The following is a 22,295-nucleotide window of genomic DNA, read 5'->3' as shown; positions in this document are numbered from 1 at the left end:
CATGTCGTTGTTCGCCAAACTGGCGGAGCTTCGCGCCGTCAAGACCCAAGACGCCGATGGCACCGACGAACTGAGTATCAGCAGGGCTGATGGCTTTCAGTTCGAGTCGATGTCGATGCGCCAAGGCGACGTCGTGGATCTGGACAGGCTCCTTCCGTTCGACGGCGAGCTCGAAATCGTGTTGAAAGAGATCGACTCGCAAACCGATGAGGAGCAGAATCTCGGCTCGGTGTTCATCCGCTCCGACGAACTCGGCCGCGGTGACGTGACACAGCAGTTCCGCGGTGCGGGGGCGCTCTACGACATCACCTACAAGGTCATCTGAACCAGGATCAATCCTGGACGGCTTTGGCGATCGCAACGCAGGTCGTCAGCCAGTCCGCATCGGGCTCGACGTTCTCGGTCAGTTCCCACATCGCGTTGTGCATCACGCGCACGATCACCCACGCACGCGCCCGGTCGGCGTCGAGGCCGGCAGCCTCGGCCAGCGCATAGAACCGCCGCCGGACTCCGTCGCGGACGTATCCGGTCAGCTCGTCCCACCGGTTCCACAACATCGGTGCGAGCTCGTAATGCGGATCGCCGTTGAGCGGCTTCGGGTCGATCGCCAGCCAAGGCTCGCGGTCGGCGGCCAGCACGTTCTCGTAATGCAGATCGCCATGGATGAGTGTCGCGGCGCTCGCCGGTTCTGCGGCCAGGTCCGTACCGAGTCCGATCGCCTGCTCCACGAGCCTGCGCGGCACGGGCGCGTTGCGGGGGAGCGCCTGCAACTGAGTGGTCCAGCGGTGGACGTATTCGGTGAGCGAGCGCAACTGGGGCAGCGCGGGCACGTGGATTCGCGCGTAGATCGAGGCAACGACCTCGCACGCCTCGATATCCCATAGCTCGTTGAGGTTTCGCGAATGCAACCGCTCGAGCAGGATGGCGCGGCGGTGCGGCTCGGCGCGCAACAGCCGAACCGCGCCATGTCCCGCCCATCTGCGCAGCGCGAGATGCTCGTGCTCGGACTCCTCGTCCGGGAACCCGACCTTGAGTACTGCGGTGTCACCGTCGCGCGTGCGGGCCGGCACCACGATCGAGCAGTAGCCGTGTGTCGGAGGGCCGTCCGGGGTGAGCTCCCATTCGGCGATCTGGGCGCGCACGAGCTTGGGGAGGCCGTCCACCCATGCCTGCCACCGGGGCCCGCGTGCGGACATCGCGCGCACCGCGTCGGGCAGTTCGATCATCGACCCCATGGTCGCACCCCCGGACTGCCCGTGCCGCGGCCGGTTTTGACAGACTGTGCCCATGGCACAGATAACCTTGCGTGGAAATCCCATCAACACGGTCGGCGAGCTGCCCGCCGTCGGAAGCCCGGCCCCCAGCTTCGCCCTGACCGGCACTGATCTCGGCGCGGTCACCAGCGACCAGTTCCGCGACAAGGCCGTCCTGCTGAACATCTTCCCGTCGGTCGACACCCCGGTGTGCGCCGCGAGCGTGCGGACGTTCAACGAGCGTGCCGCGGCCAGTGGAGCCACGGTGCTGTGCGTGTCGAAGGATCTGCCGTTCGCGCAGAAGCGGTTCTGTGGCGCCGAGGGCATCGAGAACGTCACGACCGCGTCGGCGTTCCGCGACAGCTTCGGCGACGACTACGGCATCACCATCAGCGACGGCCCGATGGCCGGGCTCCTCGGCCGTGCGGTCGTGGTGATCGGCGCCGACGGCAACGTCGCCTACACCGAGCTGGTGCCCGAGATCGGCACCGAGCCCGACTACGACGCAGCGCTGGCCGCCATCAAGTAAATCCTGCCCAACCCTCACCCGCGCGCCGCGCGGGTGAGGGTTGGCCGGCTCAGACCGGCCATTCTTCGAGTCGGTAGGCGGCATCGAAGAACATCCACTCGTAGCGCGCCGTCACGGCGAAATGCGCGCGCGCTACGGCTTCCTCCGACGGGCTCAGCGTCGGTCCGACCCGATCGGTCAGGGCCAGAACCTCGGCGACCGTCGCCGCGAACTCCTCGCCGCCGTAGCTGTCGATCCAACGCTGATAGCGGCGATCCGTCGAGCCGCGCCCGAGCAGTTCCGCCCCCACGCGGGCGTAGATCCAATAGCAGGGCAACACCGCGGCCAATCCGTCGGCGAAACTGCCGCCGTAGGCCGTCGCCAGCAGGTAGCTGGTGTACGCGCGGGTTGTGGGCGCGACGGGCGTCGAATCCAGTTCCGCGGGATCGAGTCCCAACTCCGGCAGCAGCTCATTGTGCAGCCCCAGTTCGACGTCGAACACCTCAGCCGCGTGGCGCGCAAACATCGCGGTGTCGGCCAGCGTGGGTGCCTTGGCCGCCACGATTGCCAGCGCGCGGGCGTAGTCGCGGAGGTAATGCGCGTCCTGGGCGACGTAGTGGGCGAACACTTTTTCGTCCAAGGTGCCGTCGGTGAGCCCGGTCAGGAACGGGTGCGCCACGATCGCTGTGTACGTGGCCTCGGTCTCCTGCCACAGGCGTGCCGACCAGGATTGCTGATTCGCGTCAGGGTGCATGGCCACCATCCTGTCAGCTGCCGCGCCGCCGCCGGCGACCGTGCGGTCCCATCCGCGACTCGCCGCTTCGCGGGTATGGGATCGCACATTCGCGAGCCGTCGCGCCAACTGCGCCGGGATTACCGTTCGGTCACGGTATCGCATCTGATTGGCGTTGTGCCCCATAGAAATTGGGCAATCCGCGAAACGCCCGGTACAAATAATTGACGCTACTGACGTCGACCACCAGTATGCGCAGGTTTCACGCCGAGGTCGGGGAAGTTGATGTTCGGATGAGACGCACGTATGCCCTCGTGGTGAGCTTGGCCCTGTTGGTGGCGGCGGCTCCCGGACTTGCCAATGCCGCGCCGTTCGACCGGCCGGCCGGCAATCAGCAGTTCGTCGAACGCGTTATCGCGCGGGCGCTTTCGCAGCGCGGTGTGCCGTTCGCCTACGGCGGCGGCGACATCAACGGGCCCACCCGCGGCGTCGCACGCGAAATCCCCGCCCCGGCAATCGTTCCCGGCTTCGGTGCGCCGGTTGCCGCCCCCGGGCTGACGCCGGTCACCCCGGGTCTGTCCATGCCCGCGGTTGGTGCCCCGGCGGTCACCACGGTGGCCGACCCGTCGTCGAACGTCGTCGGGTTCGATGCATCGGGCCTCATCGTGTACGCGTTCGCCGGCGCCGGGGTGAAGATGCCGCGGTCGTCGGGCGAGCAGTACAAAGTGGGGCAGAAGGTGCTGCCGTCGCAGGCGCTGCCGGGTGACCTGATCTTCTACGGGCCTGAGGGCACCCAGAGCGTCGCGCTGTTCCTCGGTAACGGGCAGATGATCCAGGGCACCGAGCCCGCGGTCACCGTCTCGCCCGTCCGCACCGAAGGCATGACGCCCTACCTGGTACGCATCATCGCCTGACGCCCGGCCGGTGGCCGAATCTGGTGTCACCGCGCCGCCGCCGCACTCCGTAGGGTTGAGCTGCAGGCAACGAAGGGCGTCCACCGATGAACCAGCCACCCGCTACGTCGCGAGCCGTATTCCCCGGCATCAGTTCCCGCGCGTGGGAACATCCGGCCGACCGGACCGCCTTGTCAGCTCTGCGCCGGCTCAAGGGCTTCGACCAGATCCTCAAACTGCTGTCGGGCATGCTGCGCGAACGCCAGCACCGGCTGTTGTACCTGGCCAACTCGGCACGCGTCGGGCCCCGTCAGTTCGCCGATCTCGACGCACTGCTCGACGAGTGTGTCCAGGTGCTCGACGCCCCGGCCCGGCCCGAGATGTTCGTCATGCAGTCGCCGATCGCCAACGCCTACGCGATCGGCATGGACGAGCCGTTCATCGTCATCACCTCGGGCATGTACGACCTGATGTCGCACGAGGAGATGCGCTTCGTCGTCGGCCACGAACTCGGGCACGCGCTGAGCGGTCACGCGGTGTACCGCACCATGCTGATGCACCTGCTGCGGGTCGCGTCGACGTTCGGCTTCATCCCGATCGGCGGCTGGGCGTTGCGGGCGATGGTCGCCGCGTTGATGGAATGGCAACGCAAATCCGAGCTTTCGGGTGACCGCGCGGGGTTGCTGTGCGGTCAGGATGTCGACGCGGCCATCCGGGTCGAGCTCAAGTTGGCCGGCGGCAGCCGGCTCGACAAGCTCGACTCACAGGCGTTTCTCGCACAGGCCCGGGAATACGAGCGCACGGGCGACATGCGCGACGGGCTGCTCAAGCTGCTCAACCTCGAGCTGCAGACCCATCCCTTCTCGGTGCTGCGCGCCGCGGCGCTCACCCAGTGGGTCGACACCGGAGGCTACGGCGCCATCCTGGCCGGCGACTATCCGCGTCGCTCCGACGATGACAAAGTCGGTTGGAGCGAAGACCTGGGCGCGGCCGCCCGGCACTACAAGGACGGGTTCGACCAGTCGAACGATCCGCTCATCCGCGGTATCCGCGACGGGCTCGGCGGCATCGTCGACGGCGTGGGTCAGGCCGCGACGAATGCGGCAGACTCGATGGGCCGCAAGATTTCCGAGTGGCGACGCAACGCCAAGAGCGACGACGACGGATAACGCGCCCGACAACACGCGGCCCGTCGCAGGACTTGCCGTATAGCCAACGGTAAGCCCCTAGACTGTGCGCTCGTGGGCATACTGTTTGGCTTCGCGCCGTGGATCATCTACTGGGTACTCGTCGGGAACGTGCCGTTCCTCGTCGCGGTGCTGGTTGCGCTCGTGGCGGCCATCGCGACGTTCGTCATCAGCCGGATATCGGGGAACCCCGGGCGGACCCTCGAGATCGGTGCGCTTGCGACGTTCGTCGTACTGACGGTCCTGACGCTCGTGCTCAGCCAGGACGTCATGGAACGCTGGATGCAACCACTGAGCAATGCCGGGATCTTCCTGGTCGCCCTCGTCGGAGCCTTGATCGGCAAGCCCTTCGTGCAGGAGTTCGCCGCGGCGGGGCAGCCACCCGGCGTCGTGGAAAGTGACTTGTTCAAGCGGATCGTGACGATCCTGACCTGGATCTGGGTGGCCGCGTTCGCCGGGATGACGATCTCATCGGCGATCCCGCCGCTCGTGCAGGGCGACGCGACGATCCTCGACACCAAGACGCCGCTGTCATTCATCTGCTACTGGGTCATCCCGTTCACCCTGCTGGGACTGGCCGCGCTGGCGTCACGCATCCTGCCGGACCGGATGACTGCCGGGATGAACGACATCGTGCGCAAGACGACGTTCGTCGCCTACAGCGAAGCGGCGATCGACGAGCTCTACTACCTCGCCTCCGAACACGCCAACCGCGAGGTCGGCGCGGGCCAGGAGGCGTACGACGTTCGTGTCGGCGGATCCGGAACGCCGCTGCTGGGCGACGAGAGCCGCATGTCGTGGCCCTCGACCTACAAGGTCCGCGACCGCAAGCGCTGAGTGCGCCTCAGCCCGCGGGCACCATGCCCACGAGCCCGAACATCATCACGATGCCGGGCAGCAGATTGGTCACCTGATGGGCGACGACGCTGGCGATCAGACTGCCGGAGTACAAGCGGGCCAACGCGATCGGGATGGCGACGATCAGCAGCAGCGGGGCCCGCGTCGGCTCGAAATGCGCGAGCGCGAACACCACGGTCGACACCACCACGGCGATCCATCTGCCCCAGCGCTGCTCAAGCGCTCCCCACAACAGCCCGCGGTAGACGACCTCCTCGCAGAACGGGGCGATGAACGCGACCAGGAGAAACACCGCGATCGCCAGCGGCCAGGTGGCCTCGACACCGTCGAAGACCCGTCCCACCGCCGAGTTGGCCTCCGGCCCCACGATCGACAGGTAGATCGCCGCCGCGGGCAACGTCACGAACAAGCCGCCGAGCCCGAACGCCAGGCCCAGCCACAATCCGCGCCACGACCAGTGGAGCCGGAAGTCGATGCGCGGCCCGTTGCCCCGGACACGGGCGATCAGCAGGGCCAGCGCGGCGGCGGCGACGGTGGGGACGGCGATCGCGACGGCCATCATCCAGGCCGGGGGAGCACCGCTGCGGCCGGCGGCCAGCAGTCCGAATGCCGCCGAGACGCCCAGGTAGACCGCTTCGACGAGCAGGAACGCGCCCAGGCCCCAGTTGTGGCGCGGATACACCGCAGCGGCCTGCGGTTCGAACTCGTCCGAAACCGGCGGGCCGGCGACGATGTTCAGCTTGTCCTGCTCGGCGCTCATGCCGCGAGGCTACTTGTCGGCGGCGCGCAGCATCACTTTGTGCCGAAGATGCGATCGCCGGCATCGCCGAGGCCCGGCACGATGTAGCCGTGCTCGTCGAGCCGGCGGTCCAGCGCCGCGGTGTAGATCGGCACTTCGGGGTGCGCAGCCTGCATGGCCGCGACCCCCTCCGGGCACGTGAGCAGGCAGACGAACTTGATGGAACGCGGCCGGTACTCCTTGATGCGGTCGATCGCGGCCACCGCGGAATTGCCGGTGGCCAGCATCGGGTCGACCACCACCACGTCGCGTTCGGCGAGATCGCTCGGCAGCTTGAAGTAATACTCCACCGCGACAAGTGTTTTCGGATCACGGTAGAGGCCGATATGGCCGACCCGGGCACTCGGGACCACGCTGAGCATTCCCTCGAGGATCCCGCTTCCGGCCCGCAGGATGGAGACGAACACCAGCTTCTTGCCGTCGATGACCGCTCCCGTCGTGGATTCCAGCGGCGTATCGATCTCGATCTCGTGCAGCGGGATGTCGCGCAGCACCTCGTAGGTCATCAACATCGAGATCTCCGCAAGAAGTTGGCGAAAGCCGTTGGTGGACACGTCTTTCTGCCGCATCAAGGTGAGCTTGTGCTGGATCAACGGGTGGTCGATGAGATGCAGGTTGCCCATCCTGTCCTCCTAGAAGACGGTGCCGTCGCTGACGATGGACAGTGGCGGGCGGCCGGCCCGCAACCGCTGTGCCAGTGCACGGCCTGTCGCCCAGGTGCCGCCCTCAAGCACGCACGCCAACGGCAGATCCGGCGCGCCGAGCCGCTCGCGGACCAGGTCTGCCAGTTCGTCGAGCAGAGCCACCGTCAAGGCACGCCACTCGACGACGAGTTCGTCGCCCACGGCCCACGTCTGAGAGGCCAGTGTGGGGTCCCGAAGCTGCAACACGCCGCTGTCGAGCAGCAGCCCGCCGTTGCGGTACTCGGGCAGTCCGGTCAACGCGCCGAGGTCGGTCACGGCTACGCCGGCCCATTCGAACGGTTCCAGCAGTGAATAGGTCAGCCACTGGGAGAGTTTGTGAAAGGGCATCCAGCCCTCGGAAAGGCCGGGGCCGGGAACAGCCGGATGGCGCCAGCAGTCCCCGAGCGGCCTGCCGTCAACGGTGTTGTCGGCAGGCCAGATCCCGGACAGCGACGTCAACAGGCGCGTCAGGATCTCGTGGGCGGCGACCGAAGGCCCGGCAAGGACGTCGAACAGCCCACCGGGACGCCCCGGCACGCCGAACACCTCCGGCTGTGCCACCAGCGCATCGGCGAGTCGGTGCAGCAGCTGCAGCCGGCCGTCGAGCCCGACCACCGGATTGTCGGCCCTCACCTGAAACGCGTCGGCAAGCCGGCCCGCGTCGAGGGCGCGCAGTCCCGTCCCATCCACCTGCAACGGCTGGGCCGGGTCGCTGGAGAACAGTCCACCGCAGAAGGCGTGCCAGCTGGCCACGCCCAGACCCTCGGACCGCTCGAAACGCAAACCGGTGCCCGGTTCGGCGTACTGCCAGTCCGGCCCGGCGCCTGCGTCGAGGAGCACGCTCACGACGGTCAGATCGATCATCGAGCGGGCGCGCGACGCCGCGTCCGAACCTGTTGATGCCCAGTCAATTTCGGCCTTGCGGTCGACCCCGCCCGCTTCGAGATGCCGCCACCGGCTGTGGTAGGGGATATCGAGATCGGGATAGCGGTCTCGGGTCAGCGTCGCCACCTCGCCCGCCGCGACGGGCAGCGCATCGTCGTCGACGTGGAACCACGTGGATTCGCCGGCGCGGGCGCGCTGCAGGAGGAACTGTGCCCGTTCGCGGATGGCGGCGGTGGTGTGCAGGGTCTCTACCGCCGCCGCGGCCTCGGTGTCGATGGTGGTCATCAAATGAGTCCGCGGCCCTTGGCGATCTTCAACTCGTCGGCATCGGGCACCGGTCCCGGGGTGAAGTAACCGGCGGCCATCTTGGCGTCGATCTCGACCCGGGCGTCGGCCGGGATCAACTCGTCGGGGATGTTGACCCGTTCGCCGACCTCGATTCCGGCACCGACGATGGCGTCGTACTTCATGTTGCTCATCGACACCAGGCGATGGATCTTGCGGATGCCGAGCCAGTGCAGCACGTCGGGCATGAGTTCTTGGAAGCGCATGTCCTGGACGCCGGCGACGCATTCGGTGCGGGCGAAATACTGGTCGGCGGTGTCCCCGCCGGCCTGGCGCTTACGGGCGTTGTACACAAGGAATTTCGTGACCTCGCCGAGTGCGCGGCCTTCCTTGCGGTAGTAGGCGACCAGGCCGACGCCGCCGCGCTGCGCGCCCTGAATGCACTCTTCGATCGCGTGGGTCAGGTAGGGCCGACAGGTGCAGATGTCGGATCCGAAGACGTCCGAACCGTTGCATTCGTCGTGCACACGAGCGGTCAGCTCGACGGCCGGGTCGGCCAGATCGCGTGCGTCGCCGAAGATGTAGAGGGTCTGCCCGCCAATGGGCGGTAGGAACACCTCCAGATCACCACGCGTGACCAGCTCCGGGTACATGCCACCGGTCTCTTCGAACAGCACACGGCGCAAAGCGTTTTCGCTGCAGCCGAACCTCGCGGCGACGCCCGGCAGATACCAGACCGGCTCGATCGCCGCCTTGGTCACCAACGCCGCACCGTTGGACAGCAGGGTCCGTCCGTCGGGGTTCAGTCGGCCCCGGGCGATCGCATCGGTGATCTCGGGAAGCATCACGTGGGCCTTGGTGACGGCGATCGTCGGACGGATGTCGTAGCCCGCCGCCAACTCGGTGGTGAAGGCGTCGGCCACCATCGCGCCCCATGGATCCAGGCTCACGATCGCGCCGGGTTCGCTCCACTGCGGATACGGGCCGATGACATCGGTCGGCGCGGTATTCGTCAGGTCGGCCCGATGGGCCGGTGAGAGGGCGCCAGCCGCGACCGCGAGCGCCCGGTAGACGCTGTAGGAGCCGCTGTGGGTGCCGATCACATTGCGGTGGGCGCGGGTGGTCGTCGTGCCGATCACGGGGCCGCGGTCTTTCGCGGTCGGGGCCCCCCACCGGATCGTGAGTGCGTCGACGGCACCGCTGTGCGATGTCAGCCGGATATGCCGGTTCGGTGTCGGCGATGTGCCCGGACCTGATTCAGCGACCATGGTCATCGCTCCTTCCCCGTGCACGCGCCCGGATGAGGCTTCCAGTCAACCCTGAATTGACCGGACGTGCAGGGGTCAGCCGTCAGGCTGTGACCGAGCTGAAATAGTGCCCCTCGGCGAGATCGGCAAGCAGACCGGGCCGGGTTGGTGTCCAGTCGAACCGCTGCCGGGTCAGCGCACTCGACGCCCGGGCATCGAGGGAGAAGAACGCGCCGAGCCAGCCGAAGTGGTCGAGTGCCTCGTCGCCGGGTATCGATGCCACCGGAAGGTTCAAGCCGCGCCCGATTGCTTCGGCGATCTCGCGAACCGGAATCCCGTCGTCGGCGATCGCCTGCAGTCGCGCTCCGGCGGGTGCTTGTTCGAGGGCGAGCCGGAACAACCGGGCGGCGTCGAGTCGGTGCACCGCCGACCAGCGGTTCGATCCGTCACCGGGGTAGCCCGCCACACCTTTCTCGTGCGCGATCGAGATCAGGCGGGGCACGAAACCGTGGTCGCCTTCGCCGTGCACCGACGGTGGGAGCCTCACCACCGACACCCGTACGCCGTGGGGGACGAGTGCCTGGGCTGCGGCCTCCGATCGGCGAAGCGCACCGGGCGGCGGTGCGTCGTCCTCGGTGGCGTCCGGAAATCCGGCGAGACCGGACGTGACGACGAGCGGGCGGCCCGAACCGGCCAACGCCGCACCGAGCGCTTCGATCGCGACCCGATCGGTTTCACCGGCCTGTTCGTAGTCGGTGAAGTCGTGTACGAACGCCAGGTGGATGACGCCGTCGGCGTCGGCCGCGCCGGCTCGCAGGCTGTCCGGATCCGTCAGGTCGCCGCGATGAACCCCGGCGCCAAGGGCGGCCAGTGCATCGGCCGATGCGTCCGAACGAGCCAGGCCGACCACCTCATGGCCGGCGTTGATGAGCTCGGGAACGACGGCCGAGCCGATGAAACCCGACGCGCCGGTGACGAAGATTCGCATGGATACCTCCTGTTGAACGGTCTGGCATCGCATTGCGATGTCAGTTGCTGTCATCACCATAACGTCGATGACAGTCACTGTCATTCCCCTAGGATCAGTGCATGAGTCGCTGGGAACCCGACGCGCAGGGCCGGCTCGCGCAGGCCGCGCTGGAGCTCTACAGCGAACGCGGCTTCGATCAGACGACGGTGGCCGAGATCGCGCAGCGGGCCGGGCTGACCGAGCGCACCTTTTTCCGGTACTTCGCCGACAAACGCGAGGTGCTCTTCTGGGGCGAGGGCGTGTTGCACGACGCGTTCGTCACCGCCGTCGCGGGTGCCGACGAAGCGCTTTCGCCCATCGATGCGGTCGCCGCCGGGCTCGACACGGCAGGGGAGATGTTCGCGGGACGCTACGATCACGCGCGTCGGCGGCAAGCCGTCATCGCCGCCAACACCGCGCTGCAGGAGCGCGAACTCATCAAGCTCGCCTCATTGGCGGCCGGGGTCGGCGACGCGCTGCGGAACCGAGGAGTGTCCGACATCGCCGCCGACCTCGCGGCCGAAGCCGGTATCGCGGTGTTCAAGGTGGCGTTCGAACGTTGGATCTCCGGCACCCGTGAGCAGGATCTGCGCGCGGTGATCAGGGCAGCCCTCGAAGAGATGCGAACAGTCACCGGGAGCTGACCGGCCGTGGCGGTTACAACGGAAGGGTGACCACTGACCGGTCGACCGCGCGGCGCCGGTGTGCCGCGGCGCTGATTGCCGCCGCGTGCCTCCCGCTCGTCCAGTGCTCGAGCGCGCCGCCGCAACCGTCCCCGACAGCGGTGTCGCCACCACCATCCCCGGCTACGACGACGACAACGGCAACCACGACGACGCGCCAACCGGTGCCGGCCACCGTCCATCCCGTCACCGTGGCCGAGCTCGGCACGACGTGGCGACCGGGCTGCCCGGCCGGGCCCGAGGTGCTGCGGCGGGTCGAACTCGACTACCTCGGATTCGACGGCCGAACGCATCGTGGGGCGCTCGTCGTGCACAAAGACCTTGTGCCCGAAGTCATCACAATCTTCGAGGAATTGCTCCGGCAGCGGTATCCGATCGAGAAGATGCGCACCGTCGACCACTATCCCCGCGCCGACGACGAACTGTCGATGCGTGACAACAACACCTCGGCGTTCAATTGCCGTGGCATCCCCGGTTCGCGCAGTTGGTCACTGCACGCGTACGGCCGTGCGATCGACGTGAACCCCTTGCTCAATCCATACATCGGCAGCGGTGGGGTGGAGCCCGCCAACGCCGGGCCGTACGTGGATCGCTCCCGAATCGACCCCGGGCTCCTGCACCCCGGAGACCCGGCAGTGCTCGCGTTCACCGACCGAGGGTGGCAATGGGGCGGCTTGTGGCGGTCGCCGATCGACTACCAGCACTTCGAGAAGCGGTGAACCTCAACGCGCCATCGTGAACTCGCGGTCGATGCGGGTCAGCTTCTGCGGATTGCGCACGTAGTACATGCCGGTGATCAGCCCGTCCTCGATGCGCAGCGCCACCACACCGTCGAGCTCGCCGTCGATCCGGGCGAGCAGGGCCGGGTGGCCGTTGACCTCGATCGGCTCGAACGACATGTCGGCGGCGAACTTGCGCAGTCCGGAGGCAAACACGCGGGCCACCCGGTCGGCGCCGACGATGGGCCGCGGGAAGGCCTGCTTCAGGCCGCCACCGTCGCCGATTGCCACGACGTCGGGCGCCAGGATGTCGAGTAAGCCTTGCAGATCACCGGTTTCGACCGCCCGCTGGAACGCGGCGAGCGCCCCGCGGGTTTCGGCAGCCGACACGATCTCCCGTGGCCGGCGGGCTGCGACATGCTGGCGTGCCCGGTGGGCGATCTGCCGTACCGCGGCCGGGCTCTTGTCGACCGCCTCGGCGATCTCGTCGTAATCGACCGCGAACACCTCGCGTAACACGAACACGGCCCGCTCGGTCGGCATGAGGGTCTCCAGCACGAGCATCATCGCCATCGAAACACTGTCGGCCAACTCGACGTCCTCGGCGACGTCCGGCGCGGTCAGCAACGGCTCGGGCAACCAAGAGCCGACGTAGGACTCTTTGCGCCTGCTCAGGGTGCGCAACCGCCCGAGGGCCTGCCGCGTGGCGATCCGGACCAGGTAAGCACGGTGGTCGCGCACGGTGTCGAGGTCGACGTCCACCCACCGCAGCCACGTCTCCTGCAGGACGTCCTCGGCGTCCGCCGCCGACCCGAGCAGCTCATACGCGACAGTGAAGAGCAGGTTGCGATGGGCGACGAATGCCTCGGTGGCCGGATCCGGAGGGCTTTCCGCGGTCATGGTTCGGTGGCTCCTGTCTCGTGCGTGTCGACTGTTGCACCCACAAGACACCGGCCGGGCCGGGTTTGTGACACCGGCCCGAGAAAAGTTGCCGAAAAGAGGTAGTCGACTACTCACGCCGACCCACCGCGTATCCGCGAAGGTTGCCTCACCAGCACGTTCTGCCAGCACCGAAAGGGCACTGCGATGACACTGCCGGTCGAGGCGATCTCGCCGAACGGGAAATCATCCGAAGACGCCGTCCGACCGCGCCCGTTGATCCTGGTCCGCGGTTTCGGCGGCGTCGATGTCAACGACGAAAGAGCAAACGCCTACCAGGGTTTCAACGACGGCACGGTCTACGAAAAGAAACGCGGCGACAATTTCATCTACGAGGGGTTCCTGCTGCGGGCGCTGAAATCCAAGCAGTACCCGTACACCGACGCGACGAACGTCATCGGCTACTACTCAAGCGATGTCGAAGCCCCCGACGACCCCGGCGGCTTCACCGAGGACGAGGTCAGCGGAACGGTTGTCATCGATCCGCAGATGGCCGAGCGCGTGCTCGCCGAGGGCACGGCGGGCACGATCTGGATCTACCGCTACTACGACCTGTCGCCGCGCGCGATGGAACGCTACGGCAAAGGTCTGGCGCGCTTGATCCGACTGATCAAACGAGCCGCGGCGATAAAGGGCGACACCTTCCACGGCGTCGACATCGTCGCGCACAGCATGGGCGGTCTCGTCGTGCGCAAGGCGCTCGCGGAGTTGCACAACGAAGAGACGGACTCGGCTCGCCGCCTGATCCATCGGATCGTCACACTCGGTACCCCGCACCGCGGCATCGCGTTTCAGCGTTTCCCCGGATGGTTCCTGAAATCACTTCCGGATGCCGAGAACGCGGCCGATGAACTCGTCGCGTTCAACCCGGACAAAACGGACTTCCTCAACGTAGAGAAGTGGTTCCCGGTCGAACGGATACTCACGGTCGTCGGTACGAACTACCGTGCGTACGGCGCCGCTGCGTCACTTGCCAACCGAATCTCCAGTCTGCTCGACGAGGGCACCCTGCAGCACAACCGCAGTGACGGGTTGGTGAAACAGGCCGCCGCACAACTGCCCGGCGCCCCGCGCACATTCATCCACAAGTGCCACGGTGGGGCGGACTCACTGGTGACGTCGCGCGAATCGTACGAGATCGCGATGCGCTTCTTCCACGGCACCCATCGGGTGCGGCTGTGGCTGGACGACGCCAACATCGAACGTGGCAGAGATTGGTTCGGACGCAGCGAGTTCTACTTCGGGGTCTCGATCAAGCCGCGCGGTGTCGACTTCGAGCTCTTCCATCAGAGCGCCGCGGCCGAGAACTGCTACGGGCCGTTTCACGAGAAGGATCTCAGCGACGGGCCGCCCGACCTGGCCGGGGAGCTGACCAAGGCGCTGTCCGCACCCGGTGACCGGACCACCGGCTGGGCCGGACCCGACCGGCTGATCTGGGAAGGTTACATCGACGCGCGCGTGAAACCGGACAATGCCTGCCAGGGACTGGTGTTCCGCCTCGACATCTATGTGGGCGAGCGCGATACGCGCGGAATCGGCTTCTCCGACAACAAGGTTTTCGTCAAGCAGTACTACGTGCAGGTTTTCCCGAACAACGGCGTGGCGATGTTCGTTCACACGAGCGAGCGATTCCTGTCGGCTCGCGAGCCGTACACACGTGACCGGCTTGACGAGATGGCCGTCGACGACGACCGGGCAGCCATCGTGCAGCGGGCGCGTCGGCTTCCCGGTAGTCGCGACGAGTGGACTTTTCGGGTCGGGGAACCGGGGTTCGACGCGGGCCTTCGCATCGCGATCGAACCCGACCTCGGCAACGCCGTGACGACGAGTGGGCGGATGGCCGACGCGAAAGCCCGGCGGTAAACCGGGCGGTTGCCCGTATCGTCGCCGGTATGCGCTGGATCGTCGACGGCATGAACGTGATCGGCTCTCGCCCGGACGGCTGGTGGAAAGACCGTCGGGGCGCGATGGCTCGCTTGGTGGATCAGCTTGAGCGCTGGGCAGCCACGGAAGACCGAAGCGTACAGGTGGTGTTCGAGTCGCCGGTCTCGCCGCCCATCGAGTCGGCCGTGATCGACATCGCCAATGCGCCCGAGGCAGCGGCGAACTCCGCCGACGATGAGATCGTGCGCCTGGTGACAAGCGATTCACGGCCCGCCGACATCACCGTCGTGACGTCGGACAGCACGTTGGCCGAACGGGTCAGGGCCGCCGGGGCTTCGGTCCATGCAGCCGCAGGTTTCCGGAGGCTGATCGATCCGGATTAACCTCGCGTCGCGCCAACCCGAGTCGATGTCAGTGAGCCGTCGATGATCAACTGCCGCAGAGCTTTCCGATCGAACTTGCCGCTCGGCAGGGTCGGGATCCGGTCGCTTGTGGTGAGCACCCAGCGGGTGGGCACCTTGTAGGCGGAAAGCCGTGCACGCGTGTACTCGGCGACCGAGCGAAGATCGATCTCCGTGGCGGGCACGATCACTGCGCACACCTCCTCGCCGCGTTGCGGATCGTCGATTCCGACGACGATGCACTGAGCCACCTCGGCGAGATTGCCGACCACCGCCTCGACTTCGAGCGGTGACACGTTCGCCCCGGCGGCCTTGATGAGGTCTGTCGTGCGGCCGACGTAGAACACGCGCGGATCGTCGTCGCGGCGGTAAACCCGATCGCCGGTGTGGTACCACCCGTCCGCATCGAACGTGTCGGACCGTTCGCGCTTGTTGTAACCCGCCATCACTCCGACGCCTCGGACGAGCAGTTGACCCGTGGCGCCGGGCCGGACCGGCTGGCCGTCGTCATCGACGATGCTCATCTCCGTGAACGCAAAGCCGCCCGCGGTTTCCGTCATCGTGCGGTGCACCGGAAACCCGTCGGGGACATCGGTCATCGCGATGTCGAGCGGGCCTTCGCGCAACATCGGTGCGCTGCTGAGATCGCGGCTGTCGAACGTGGGGTGTTCGCGCAACCGCTGGGTGAACGCGGGCCATCCGACGATGCCGGTGATGCGTTCCCGCTCGGCGAGATCGAGTGCGGCCTCGGCGTCGAGCTTCGGCAGCACGACGATGGTGACCGGTTCGTGCAGCGCGCCCGTCGCCGCAAGAAGCCCACCGATCCAGAAGAACGGCATGGCGCACAGGATCCGTGCCTCGGTGTCCGAATGGGTGATCGCCCGGATGGCGCTCGGCCACGTCGAGGTTTGGCGCGCCAGGGTGCCGTGGGTGTGCAGGGCACCTTTGGGATCGGCGGTCGACCCTGAGGTGTGAATCATGACGGCGAGATCGGCGGGGGAGACTTCGGCTTCGACGGCGCTCAGAATGCTGTCGGGCACCCCGGCATCGTCGTCGCATCGGCCGGCCCATAGGCGGCCGGTATGGCCGGTGAACACGATGCGGCGCAGGTAGGGCGCGGCACTTACGGCCAGCACGCCGGACTGCGCGGCGGCGAGCTCGGGCAGTGCGGCTTCCAACCGGTCGGCGACGTCGATGTCCAGCACGCGCGGGGGCGCGACCAACATCCCGATATCGGCCAACCGCAACACTTTTGCGAGCTCGGCCGGCGGGTACAGCGTGCTCAACGGGACGGCCACCGCCCCGATCCGCGACACCGCGAGCCACCAGACGATCCAGTCGGCGCCGTTGGCGAAGAACAGGCCGACCCGGGTGCCCTTGCCGACACCCGCACGCAGCAGCCACCGGGCCGCACGAGCCGAGCGCTGCTCGGCCTCGTCATACGTCAGGCTGTCCGTCGGCGTGACCACATATGTGGCCTGGCCGAATTGCCTCACGCTGCGGTGCAGAAGTGCGGGGAGGGTCAGCGGCGGTTGAGTCACCCGCCCATCTTCTCCGATGTGTAGGGCGCCCGGTTCGGCTACTCGATGAAGTCGGCGTCGGCGGGGCCGAACAGATACAGCGAATCGAGGACGGGTGCAGGGTCACCGGACCAGTCCATCGCGGCGAGCTGGGCCCGGCTCCGGCGGCCCGTCCGCCACCGCAACACCTCGAAACGCGTTGTGTCGAGCCGTATCTGAGAACCCGAGTCCGGCCCGCTGTGATACTCGGCATCCTCCACCGCCACCACGAGCGGCACCGGGGTCCGAAGGATGGCGAGCAACTGGTCGCAGACACTGCGTGCCGCGTCCGAATCTCGTGCCCCCGGCCGGCCCAGAGCGGCACGGATGTCGTGCTCGTGGACGACGATGTCACCGAGCGGCGGCTTGAGCCCGTCGCTGTCGGCCTTGCGCGCCAACTCCGAGGCCGCATCGTCCCACGCGGTCAGAATGCCTGCCGTGTCGAAGGCACCGAATCGGGCCACCTGCGCGGCGGTCTGTTCGTCGGTGGGCGCCCCGGCCAGGCGGCCACTCACCCAGTCCTCGGCCACCGCGGTCATATGCGCGACCACGTCACGTACCGACCAGCCAGGACATGCTGCAACGGCGGTGCTCCACGATGCGTCGGACTCTGAAACAAGCTCGACAATACGGTCTTTCGTCTCCTGGTAGTGGCCGACGGCCCGCACCGCATCAGTGACTGCCACAGGAATCACATCCCTCGGTACGCGGCGGGCGCGGATCCTTCGGATCGTCGGGATCTGGATCGCCGAACCACCGCGACGGCTCCTGCTGGGCGTACGTGTCGTGCCACGACCACCACTCGTAGGGCTTGGTCTGCGGGTAGCCCTCCGGTGAGTCCTCCCACGTCTCCTGACGGCCCAGTGCCGTCATGTCGAGGAAGTTCCAGGTGTTGACGAAGGCCTCGTCGCCGCGGTTGTCGATGAAGTACGTGCGGTACACCTGATCGCCGTCGCGGATGAAGGCGTTGGTGCCGTGCCATTGGTCGACGCCGAAGTCGACGTCGAAGGCGCCGTCCGGGCCGGGCACCATCGTGTACCAGGGATGCTGCCAGCCCATCCGCGCTTTGATCCGCTGGATGTCGGCCTGCGGCCCGCGGGAGGCGTAGACGAGCGTGGTGTCGCGGGCATTCAGATGCGCGAGGTTGGGGATGTGGTCGGCCATCAACGAACAGCCGACGCAGCCGTGTTCGGGCCAATCGTCGACACCCGGGTCGAGGAAGGCCCGGTACACGATCAGCTGGCGCCGGCCCGCGAACAGGTCCAGTAGTGAGACCGTGCCCTCGGGCCCCTCGAACTCGTAGCGTTTCTCCACCGGCGTCCACGGCATCCGCCGACGCATCGCGGCCAGCGCATCCCTGGCGCGGGTGAACTCCTTCTCCTTGACCAGCATCTGTTGCAGCGCGGTGTCCCATTCCGGCGCCGACACGATCGGAGGGGTCTTCATGTGTGGTCCTTCCGTCATCTCAACATTCAACAGATCCGTTTAATAACTGTCTCCAGCACAACACATGCGCCCCGCTATAGTCAACAATGTGGTTGAAGATCAGGTGTTGGACCGGGCGTACTCAGCACTAGCCGATCCGACCCGACGCTGGCTTTTGAAGACTCTGCGTGAGGGCGATGCCCGCATCAGCGATCTGGCCGCCCCGCTGCCCATGACATTTGCCGGCGTTTCCCGCCACATCGGGGTGTTGGAATCGGCAGGGCTCGTGCAACGCGAGATCCGCGGCCGCGAGCACTGGTTGTCTTTGAAACCGGATGGATTGACGATGGCGCAGCAATGGATCAACGAGCAGACGGACTTCTGGTCGACACGAGCGGACGCGCTCGCGGCGCGGCTGCGGCGAAAGGGGCAATCCGGATGACCGACGCGGCGACGGTGCACGTTCAGCGCGTCATGCCCGCCCCACCGGACGTGGTGTTCGACCAATGGCTCGATCCGGAGTCATTGGCCGACTGGATGTGTCCGCGCCCGGTGCGCTGCGTGGCCATCACGATCGAGCCTCACGTCGGTGGGAAGGTCAGTTTCGACGTCGACGATTCAGGCACAAGCGTTCTCATCACCGGCCAATTCCTTGCGATCGACCGTCCGCGCGCGCTGCGGTTCACGTGGAGCAATTCGGACTGGGCAGATCCCACTGCCGTCAGCGTCGTCAATGTCGCGTTCGAGCCGGTCGGCGACGAGGAGACCCTGATGTCGATCGAGCATTCCCTGCTGCCGCCAGAGGAGTTCGAGAATTTCCACAGCGGTTGGACACTCACCTTCGAGCAGTTGGCCGCGGTACTCGCGCGCGGGTGATCGGCGACGGTTCCGGCAGCGCCTCGGGAGGCAGGCGGCCGGGTCGGCGCCGCGACCTAAACTGCGGTCATGGATAGCGCCTCCCGCGATGAATACGAGGCTCCGACCGGCCTGCTGCGCATCGAGGACTGCCTCGATGCCGCCGGCGGCATCGTGCTGCCGCCAGGCACCACCCTGATATCTCTCATCGACCGCAATGTCGACAACGTGGGCGACTCGGTGGCCTACCGGTATCTCGACTACAGCCATTCCGAGGGCGAACCCGTCGAGCTGACGTGGAGCCAACTGGGGGTCCGGCTGCGCGCCGTCGGCGCGCACCTGCAGCGGGTCGCCGAACGCGGTGACCGAGTCGCCATCCTCGCGCCGCAGGGCCTTGACTACGTTGTGGGCTTCTTCGCCGCCATCAAGGCCGGGACGATCGCGGTACCACTGTTCGCCCCGGAGCTACAGGGCCACGCCGAGCGGCTCGAAACCGCGCTCGGCGACGCACAGCCCAGCACGATCCTGACCACCGCGGCCGCCAACACGGCGGTGCAGGACTTCCTGACGAAATTGCCTGCCGGCCGGCGCCCGCAAGTCGTCATCATCGACGAAATCCCCGACGCCGTCGGCGAGGCGTTCGAGCCGGTAACCGTCGACGTCGACGACGTATCGCATCTGCAGTACACCTCGGGTTCGACGCGGCCCCCGGTCGGTGTCGAGATCACCCACCGGGCGGTCGGTACGAACCTGCTACAGATGATCCTCTCGATCGACTTGCTGAACCGAAACACCCACGGCCTCAGCTGGTTACCGCTCTACCACGACATGGGCCTTTCGATGATCGGTTTCCCGGCCGTCTATGGCGGGCACTCGACGCTGATGTCGCCCACGGCGTTCGTGCGTCGGCCGCAGCGCTGGATTCAGGCGCTGTCGGCGGAGTCGCGGTACGGCCGGGTGATCACCGCGGCGCCGAACTTCGCCTACGAGTGGGCGGCTCAGCGCGGGGTGCCGGACCAGGGCGCGGACGTCGACCTGAGCAACGTCGTGCTCATCATCGGTTCGGAACCGGTCAGCCCCACCGCGATCGCGACGTTCGACAAGGCGTTCGCGCCCTACGGCTTGCCGCCGACCGCGTTCAAACCCTCGTACGGCATCGCCGAGGCCACCCTGTTCGTCTCGACGATCGCTCCCGCCGCGCAGGCATCGGTGGTCTACTTCGACCGCGAGCGACTCGCCGAAGGGCACGCGGTGCCGGTAGCGGCCGGTGCGGTCGGTGCGGTTGCCCATGTGTCGTGCGGCCAGGTCGCCCGCAGCCAGTGGGCGGTGATCGTCGATCCTGATCGCGCCGAGGAACTTCCCGACGGCGCCGTGGGGGAGATCTGGCTGCACGGCAACAACATTGGCCGCGGATACTGGGGCCGGCCCGACGAAACACGGAAGACGTTCGGCGCGGTACTGCGTTCCCGACTCTCGACGGGCGGCCACGCCGACGGCTCGCCCCCTGACGCCACCTGGTTGCGCACGGGCGACCTCGGTGTCTACCTCGACGGCGAACTCTATGTCACGGGGCGGATCGCGGATCTGGTGGTGATCGGCGGCCGCAACCACTACCCGCACGACATCGAGGCCACGGTCGCCGATGCGTCGTCGCTGGTGCGTCGCGGCTACGTCGCGGCCTTCTCCGTACCCGCCGACGACGGTGCACAGCTCGTGGTGATCGCCGAACGCGCAGCGGGCACCGGGCGTGCCGACCCCGCCCCGGCGATATCGGCCATCGAAGCCGAGGTCGCCAATCGACACGGGCTGACGGTCCGCGAGGTGCGCTTCCTCCCGGCCGGGGCGATACCGCGCACCACGAGCGGCAAGTTGGCGCGGCGGGCCTGCCGTTCCCAGTACCTCGACGGGACGCTGGGCACACACTGACGCGGCGTGTCGCTGCGACCGGCGACTGCTCACAATCGGCGTCCGGCGGGAGTGAAGAGGATGTGACGTGATCCTCTCAGCCGATTCACATTCATGACACAACCGGTTGCCAGACTGGCGCAGCACCTATGTGAGCAGGTCCACCGACCGTGAGCCCGCTGTGCACGTCGGGAGCAATCAGCTTCGCGCACGTATGAGCAGGAAGGACGCTGACCGTGTCGTATGTCAATCCGCCCGAGTTCGTCACGAAGATGATCGATGCCGGCGAGAACAAGGCATTCATGTCCACCCGGGACACCGTGATCCGCGCTTACATGGCGGGCGCGATTCTCGCGCTGGCGGCGGCGTTCGCGGTCACCATCACCGTGCAGACGGGCAATCCGCTTCTCGGCGCGGTGTTGTTCCCGGTCGGCTTCTGCATGCTCTATCTTCTCGGATTCGACCTTCTGACAGGTGTTTTCACCCTCGTTCCGCTCGCGCTGCTGGACAAACGGCGCGGCGTCACCGTGCGCTCGATGCTGCGGAACTGGTCGTTGGTGTTCGTCGGTAACTTCGCCGGCGCGTTCACCGTCGCAGTGATGATGGCCGTCATCCTCACCTACGGATTCACCGTCGACCCGAACGAGGTGGGCCAACGGCTCGGGGAGATCGGTTCAAGCCGGACGGTCGGTTACGCCGAGCATGGCGCGGCAGGCATGCTGACACTGTTCATTCGCGGGGTGTTGTGCAACTGGATGGTGTCCACCGGCGTCGTGGCCGCGATGATGTCGACCTCGGTGTCGGGCAAGGTGATTGCGATGTGGATGCCCATCATGTTGTTCTTCTACATGGGGTTCGAACACTCCATCGTCAACATGTTCCTGTTCCCGTCCGGCCTGATGCTCGGCGGTGACTTCTCGGTCGCCGACTATCTGATCTGGAACGAGATCCCAACTGTGATAGGCAATCTCGTCGGCGGCTTGGCGTTCGTCGGTCTGACCCTCTATGCGACGCATGCCAGGACCGGCAGCGACTGGAACCGGCCTGCGGCGCCCGAGGAGTTCAAGCTCCCCGCTGAAGCCAACGCGTGACCGGGGCATGCTGAGCAGATGACAAGAGACGAGATAACAGCCGAAATCGTCGCGGCCCGGCTGCTCAAGGGGCTCACCTGGCAGGAGTTGGCCGACGCGATCGACAAACCGGCGGTGTGGACGGTCGCCGCGCTGCTCGGCCAGCATCCGGTACCTGCCGAGTGCGGCAAGGTGATCGTCGACATGCTGGGTCTGGACGAATCGGCGATCCCGATTCTCGCGGCGGTACCGATGCGTGGCGGCCTGCCGACGGCAGTACCGACCGATCCGACCATCTACCGCTTCTACGAAGCGCTCCAGGTCTACGGGGGTGCGGTCAAAGAACTCATACACGAGCAGTTCGGGGACGGCATCATGAGCGCGATCAACTTCAGTCTCGACGTGCAACGCAAGCCGCACCCCGCCGGCGACCGGGTGGTCGTCACGTTCGACGGCAAGTTCTTGCCATATGACTGGACGGCGGCCGAAAACTGAGCGCGTCCCGCCTCACTCGT

The 22,295-nt window shown here is 66.9% G+C and carries 25 protein-coding genes; 14 read left to right on the top strand and 11 right to left on the bottom strand.

Features of this window, described 5'->3' with window-relative positions:
* Position 1 precedes the first annotated feature (1 nt).
* A complete protein-coding gene (locus AWC31_RS35565) occupies positions 2-325 on the top strand; it encodes a hypothetical protein (protein ID WP_067855778.1) in 324 nt (107 codons plus the stop codon).
* Positions 326-332: 7 nt separating this feature from the next.
* Here AWC31_RS35565 and AWC31_RS35560 read toward each other — a convergent pair whose 3' ends face one another.
* Positions 333-1,226 (bottom strand): aminoglycoside phosphotransferase family protein, encoded by an 894-nt coding sequence (locus tag AWC31_RS35560; RefSeq protein WP_085150651.1) that lies wholly within the window; start codon positions 1,224-1,226, stop codon positions 333-335.
* Positions 1,227-1,287: 61 nt separating this feature from the next.
* Here AWC31_RS35560 and tpx point away from each other — a divergent pair, with 61 nt between their 5' ends.
* Positions 1,288-1,782, top strand: coding sequence for a thiol peroxidase (gene tpx / locus AWC31_RS35555; RefSeq protein ID WP_085150421.1), 495 nt, complete (start codon positions 1,288-1,290; stop codon positions 1,780-1,782).
* Positions 1,783-1,831: 49 nt separating this feature from the next.
* Here the strand turns inward: tpx and tenA are convergent, their stop codons facing one another.
* Entirely contained in the window at positions 1,832-2,515 is a 684-nt protein-coding gene (gene tenA, locus AWC31_RS35550; protein ID WP_085150649.1) for a thiaminase II, read from the bottom strand.
* Between the two features lie 272 nt (positions 2,516-2,787).
* Between tenA and ripD the strand changes: the two genes are divergently transcribed.
* The 3 genes from ripD to AWC31_RS35535 all read left to right on the top strand — a co-directional run bounded on the left by ripD (position 2,788) and on the right by AWC31_RS35535 (position 5,411).
* Complete coding sequence (gene ripD / locus AWC31_RS35545; protein ID WP_085150647.1) at positions 2,788-3,408, top strand: NlpC/P60 family peptidoglycan-binding protein RipD; 621 nt, start codon at positions 2,788-2,790, stop codon at positions 3,406-3,408.
* Between the two features lie 86 nt (positions 3,409-3,494).
* Complete coding sequence (locus tag AWC31_RS35540) at positions 3,495-4,556, top strand: M48 family metallopeptidase (protein ID WP_085150419.1); 1,062 nt, start codon at positions 3,495-3,497, stop codon at positions 4,554-4,556.
* Between the two features lie 72 nt (positions 4,557-4,628).
* Positions 4,629-5,411 (top strand): hypothetical protein, encoded by a 783-nt coding sequence (locus AWC31_RS35535; RefSeq protein ID WP_085150417.1) that lies wholly within the window; start codon positions 4,629-4,631, stop codon positions 5,409-5,411.
* A gap of 7 nt (positions 5,412-5,418) precedes the next feature.
* Here the strand turns inward: AWC31_RS35535 and AWC31_RS35530 are convergent, their stop codons facing one another.
* The 5 genes from AWC31_RS35530 to AWC31_RS35510 form a co-directional block, all read right to left on the bottom strand.
* Positions 5,419-6,192, bottom strand: a complete 774-nt coding sequence (locus AWC31_RS35530; protein ID WP_110775429.1) for a CPBP family intramembrane glutamic endopeptidase — start codon at positions 6,190-6,192, stop codon at positions 5,419-5,421.
* A gap of 32 nt (positions 6,193-6,224) precedes the next feature.
* The gene (gene upp / locus AWC31_RS35525; RefSeq protein ID WP_067855766.1) at positions 6,225-6,854 is read right to left on the bottom strand and encodes a uracil phosphoribosyltransferase; all 630 of its coding nucleotides are present in this window, start codon (positions 6,852-6,854) and stop codon (positions 6,225-6,227) included.
* Between the two features lie 9 nt (positions 6,855-6,863).
* Positions 6,864-8,084 (bottom strand): URC4/urg3 family protein, encoded by a 1,221-nt coding sequence (locus tag AWC31_RS35520; RefSeq protein ID WP_085150415.1) that lies wholly within the window; start codon positions 8,082-8,084, stop codon positions 6,864-6,866.
* Complete coding sequence (locus tag AWC31_RS35515; RefSeq protein WP_085150643.1) at positions 8,084-9,352, bottom strand: GTP cyclohydrolase II; 1,269 nt, start codon at positions 9,350-9,352, stop codon at positions 8,084-8,086. Before AWC31_RS35515 ends, AWC31_RS35520 begins: the two co-directional genes overlap by 1 nt.
* Before the next feature lie 82 nt (positions 9,353-9,434).
* Positions 9,435-10,319: an SDR family oxidoreductase gene (locus AWC31_RS35510; protein WP_085150641.1), complete on the bottom strand. Its 885-nt coding sequence runs from the start codon at positions 10,317-10,319 to the stop codon at positions 9,435-9,437.
* A 101-nt stretch (positions 10,320-10,420) separates the two neighbouring features.
* Between AWC31_RS35510 and AWC31_RS35505 the strand changes: the two genes are divergently transcribed.
* Together AWC31_RS35505 and AWC31_RS35500 are read left to right on the top strand one after the other, a co-directional pair.
* Positions 10,421-10,984, top strand: a complete 564-nt coding sequence (locus AWC31_RS35505) for a TetR family transcriptional regulator (protein WP_085150413.1) — start codon at positions 10,421-10,423, stop codon at positions 10,982-10,984.
* A gap of 26 nt (positions 10,985-11,010) precedes the next feature.
* Positions 11,011-11,742, top strand: coding sequence for a M15 family metallopeptidase (locus tag AWC31_RS35500; protein ID WP_234817116.1), 732 nt, complete (start codon positions 11,011-11,013; stop codon positions 11,740-11,742).
* A gap of 3 nt (positions 11,743-11,745) precedes the next feature.
* Here AWC31_RS35500 and AWC31_RS35495 read toward each other — a convergent pair whose 3' ends face one another.
* The gene (locus tag AWC31_RS35495; protein WP_067855757.1) at positions 11,746-12,642 is read right to left on the bottom strand and encodes an RNA polymerase sigma-70 factor; all 897 of its coding nucleotides are present in this window, start codon (positions 12,640-12,642) and stop codon (positions 11,746-11,748) included.
* A 186-nt stretch (positions 12,643-12,828) separates the two neighbouring features.
* Here AWC31_RS35495 and AWC31_RS35490 point away from each other — a divergent pair, with 186 nt between their 5' ends.
* Both AWC31_RS35490 and AWC31_RS35485 read left to right on the top strand, forming a co-directional pair.
* Entirely contained in the window at positions 12,829-14,544 is a 1,716-nt protein-coding gene (locus AWC31_RS35490) for an esterase/lipase family protein (RefSeq protein ID WP_085150409.1), read from the top strand.
* Between the two features lie 29 nt (positions 14,545-14,573).
* Positions 14,574-14,948 (top strand): NYN domain-containing protein, encoded by a 375-nt coding sequence (locus tag AWC31_RS35485; protein ID WP_085150407.1) that lies wholly within the window; start codon positions 14,574-14,576, stop codon positions 14,946-14,948.
* On the opposite strand, the gene AWC31_RS35480 is transcribed toward AWC31_RS35485, so the two are convergent.
* The 3 genes from AWC31_RS35480 to AWC31_RS35470 are packed head-to-tail and all read right to left on the bottom strand — an operon-like array spanning position 14,945 to position 17,971.
* A complete protein-coding gene (locus AWC31_RS35480) occupies positions 14,945-16,507 on the bottom strand; it encodes a class I adenylate-forming enzyme family protein (RefSeq protein ID WP_085150405.1) in 1,563 nt (520 codons plus the stop codon). The two genes, AWC31_RS35485 and AWC31_RS35480, sit on opposite strands and share 4 nt — an antisense overlap.
* 38 nt (positions 16,508-16,545) lie before the next feature.
* Positions 16,546-17,211: a maleylpyruvate isomerase family mycothiol-dependent enzyme gene (locus AWC31_RS35475; RefSeq protein ID WP_234817115.1), complete on the bottom strand. Its 666-nt coding sequence runs from the start codon at positions 17,209-17,211 to the stop codon at positions 16,546-16,548.
* Positions 17,198-17,971, bottom strand: a complete 774-nt coding sequence (locus AWC31_RS35470) for a DUF899 domain-containing protein (protein ID WP_067855742.1) — start codon at positions 17,969-17,971, stop codon at positions 17,198-17,200. Before AWC31_RS35470 ends, AWC31_RS35475 begins: the two co-directional genes overlap by 14 nt.
* An 88-nt stretch (positions 17,972-18,059) precedes the next feature.
* Here AWC31_RS35470 and AWC31_RS35465 point away from each other — a divergent pair, with 88 nt between their 5' ends.
* From AWC31_RS35465 to cynS, 5 genes are all read left to right on the top strand, one after another.
* A complete protein-coding gene (locus tag AWC31_RS35465) occupies positions 18,060-18,392 on the top strand; it encodes an ArsR/SmtB family transcription factor (protein WP_085150402.1) in 333 nt (110 codons plus the stop codon).
* A complete protein-coding gene (locus AWC31_RS35460; protein ID WP_085150400.1) occupies positions 18,389-18,826 on the top strand; it encodes an SRPBCC family protein in 438 nt (145 codons plus the stop codon). The genes AWC31_RS35465 and AWC31_RS35460 overlap by 4 nt, the downstream gene beginning before the upstream one ends.
* A 69-nt stretch (positions 18,827-18,895) precedes the next feature.
* Positions 18,896-20,731, top strand: coding sequence for a fatty acyl-AMP ligase (locus tag AWC31_RS35455; protein WP_085150398.1), 1,836 nt, complete (start codon positions 18,896-18,898; stop codon positions 20,729-20,731).
* A gap of 215 nt (positions 20,732-20,946) precedes the next feature.
* Positions 20,947-21,801 (top strand): formate/nitrite transporter family protein, encoded by an 855-nt coding sequence (locus AWC31_RS35450; protein ID WP_067855733.1) that lies wholly within the window; start codon positions 20,947-20,949, stop codon positions 21,799-21,801.
* 18 nt (positions 21,802-21,819) lie between these two features.
* Positions 21,820-22,275 (top strand): cyanase, encoded by a 456-nt coding sequence (cynS, locus tag AWC31_RS35445; protein ID WP_085150396.1) that lies wholly within the window; start codon positions 21,820-21,822, stop codon positions 22,273-22,275.
* Positions 22,276-22,295: the final 20 nt, after the last annotated feature.

It is taken from the genome of Mycolicibacterium wolinskyi, assembly GCF_002101965.1.
Lineage (GTDB): Bacteria > Actinomycetota > Actinomycetes > Mycobacteriales > Mycobacteriaceae > Mycobacterium > Mycobacterium wolinskyi.
Note: the sequence above shows the minus strand (reverse complement) of the source record. Positions and strands in the feature narration are given on the sequence as shown.

What these genes read in the sequence shown, in the direction of transcription:
- AWC31_RS35565 (WP_067855778.1), top strand. Translation starts at nt 2, where the DNA reads ATGTCGTTGTTCGCCAAACTGGCGGAGCTTCGCGCCGTCAAGACCCAA.
- AWC31_RS35560 (WP_085150651.1), bottom strand. Translation starts at nt 1,226, where the DNA reads ATGATCGAACTGCCCGACGCGGTGCGCGCGATGTCCGCACGCGGGCCC.
- tpx (WP_085150421.1), top strand. Translation starts at nt 1,288, where the DNA reads ATGGCACAGATAACCTTGCGTGGAAATCCCATCAACACGGTCGGCGAG.
- tenA (WP_085150649.1), bottom strand. Translation starts at nt 2,515, where the DNA reads ATGCACCCTGACGCGAATCAGCAATCCTGGTCGGCACGCCTGTGGCAG.
- ripD (WP_085150647.1), top strand. Translation starts at nt 2,788, where the DNA reads ATGAGACGCACGTATGCCCTCGTGGTGAGCTTGGCCCTGTTGGTGGCG.
- AWC31_RS35540 (WP_085150419.1), top strand. Translation starts at nt 3,495, where the DNA reads ATGAACCAGCCACCCGCTACGTCGCGAGCCGTATTCCCCGGCATCAGT.
- AWC31_RS35530 (WP_110775429.1), bottom strand. Translation starts at nt 6,192, where the DNA reads ATGAGCGCCGAGCAGGACAAGCTGAACATCGTCGCCGGCCCGCCGGTT.
- upp (WP_067855766.1), bottom strand. Translation starts at nt 6,854, where the DNA reads ATGGGCAACCTGCATCTCATCGACCACCCGTTGATCCAGCACAAGCTC.
- AWC31_RS35520 (WP_085150415.1), bottom strand. Translation starts at nt 8,084, where the DNA reads ATGACCACCATCGACACCGAGGCCGCGGCGGCGGTAGAGACCCTGCAC.
- AWC31_RS35515 (WP_085150643.1), bottom strand. Translation starts at nt 9,352, where the DNA reads ATGGTCGCTGAATCAGGTCCGGGCACATCGCCGACACCGAACCGGCAT.
- AWC31_RS35510 (WP_085150641.1), bottom strand. Translation starts at nt 10,319, where the DNA reads ATGCGAATCTTCGTCACCGGCGCGTCGGGTTTCATCGGCTCGGCCGTC.
- AWC31_RS35505 (WP_085150413.1), top strand. Translation starts at nt 10,421, where the DNA reads ATGAGTCGCTGGGAACCCGACGCGCAGGGCCGGCTCGCGCAGGCCGCG.
- AWC31_RS35495 (WP_067855757.1), bottom strand. Translation starts at nt 12,642, where the DNA reads ATGACCGCGGAAAGCCCTCCGGATCCGGCCACCGAGGCATTCGTCGCC.
- AWC31_RS35490 (WP_085150409.1), top strand. Translation starts at nt 12,829, where the DNA reads ATGACACTGCCGGTCGAGGCGATCTCGCCGAACGGGAAATCATCCGAA.
- AWC31_RS35485 (WP_085150407.1), top strand. Translation starts at nt 14,574, where the DNA reads ATGCGCTGGATCGTCGACGGCATGAACGTGATCGGCTCTCGCCCGGAC.
- AWC31_RS35470 (WP_067855742.1), bottom strand. Translation starts at nt 17,971, where the DNA reads ATGAAGACCCCTCCGATCGTGTCGGCGCCGGAATGGGACACCGCGCTG.
- AWC31_RS35460 (WP_085150400.1), top strand. Translation starts at nt 18,389, where the DNA reads ATGACCGACGCGGCGACGGTGCACGTTCAGCGCGTCATGCCCGCCCCA.
- AWC31_RS35455 (WP_085150398.1), top strand. Translation starts at nt 18,896, where the DNA reads ATGGATAGCGCCTCCCGCGATGAATACGAGGCTCCGACCGGCCTGCTG.
- cynS (WP_085150396.1), top strand. Translation starts at nt 21,820, where the DNA reads ATGACAAGAGACGAGATAACAGCCGAAATCGTCGCGGCCCGGCTGCTC.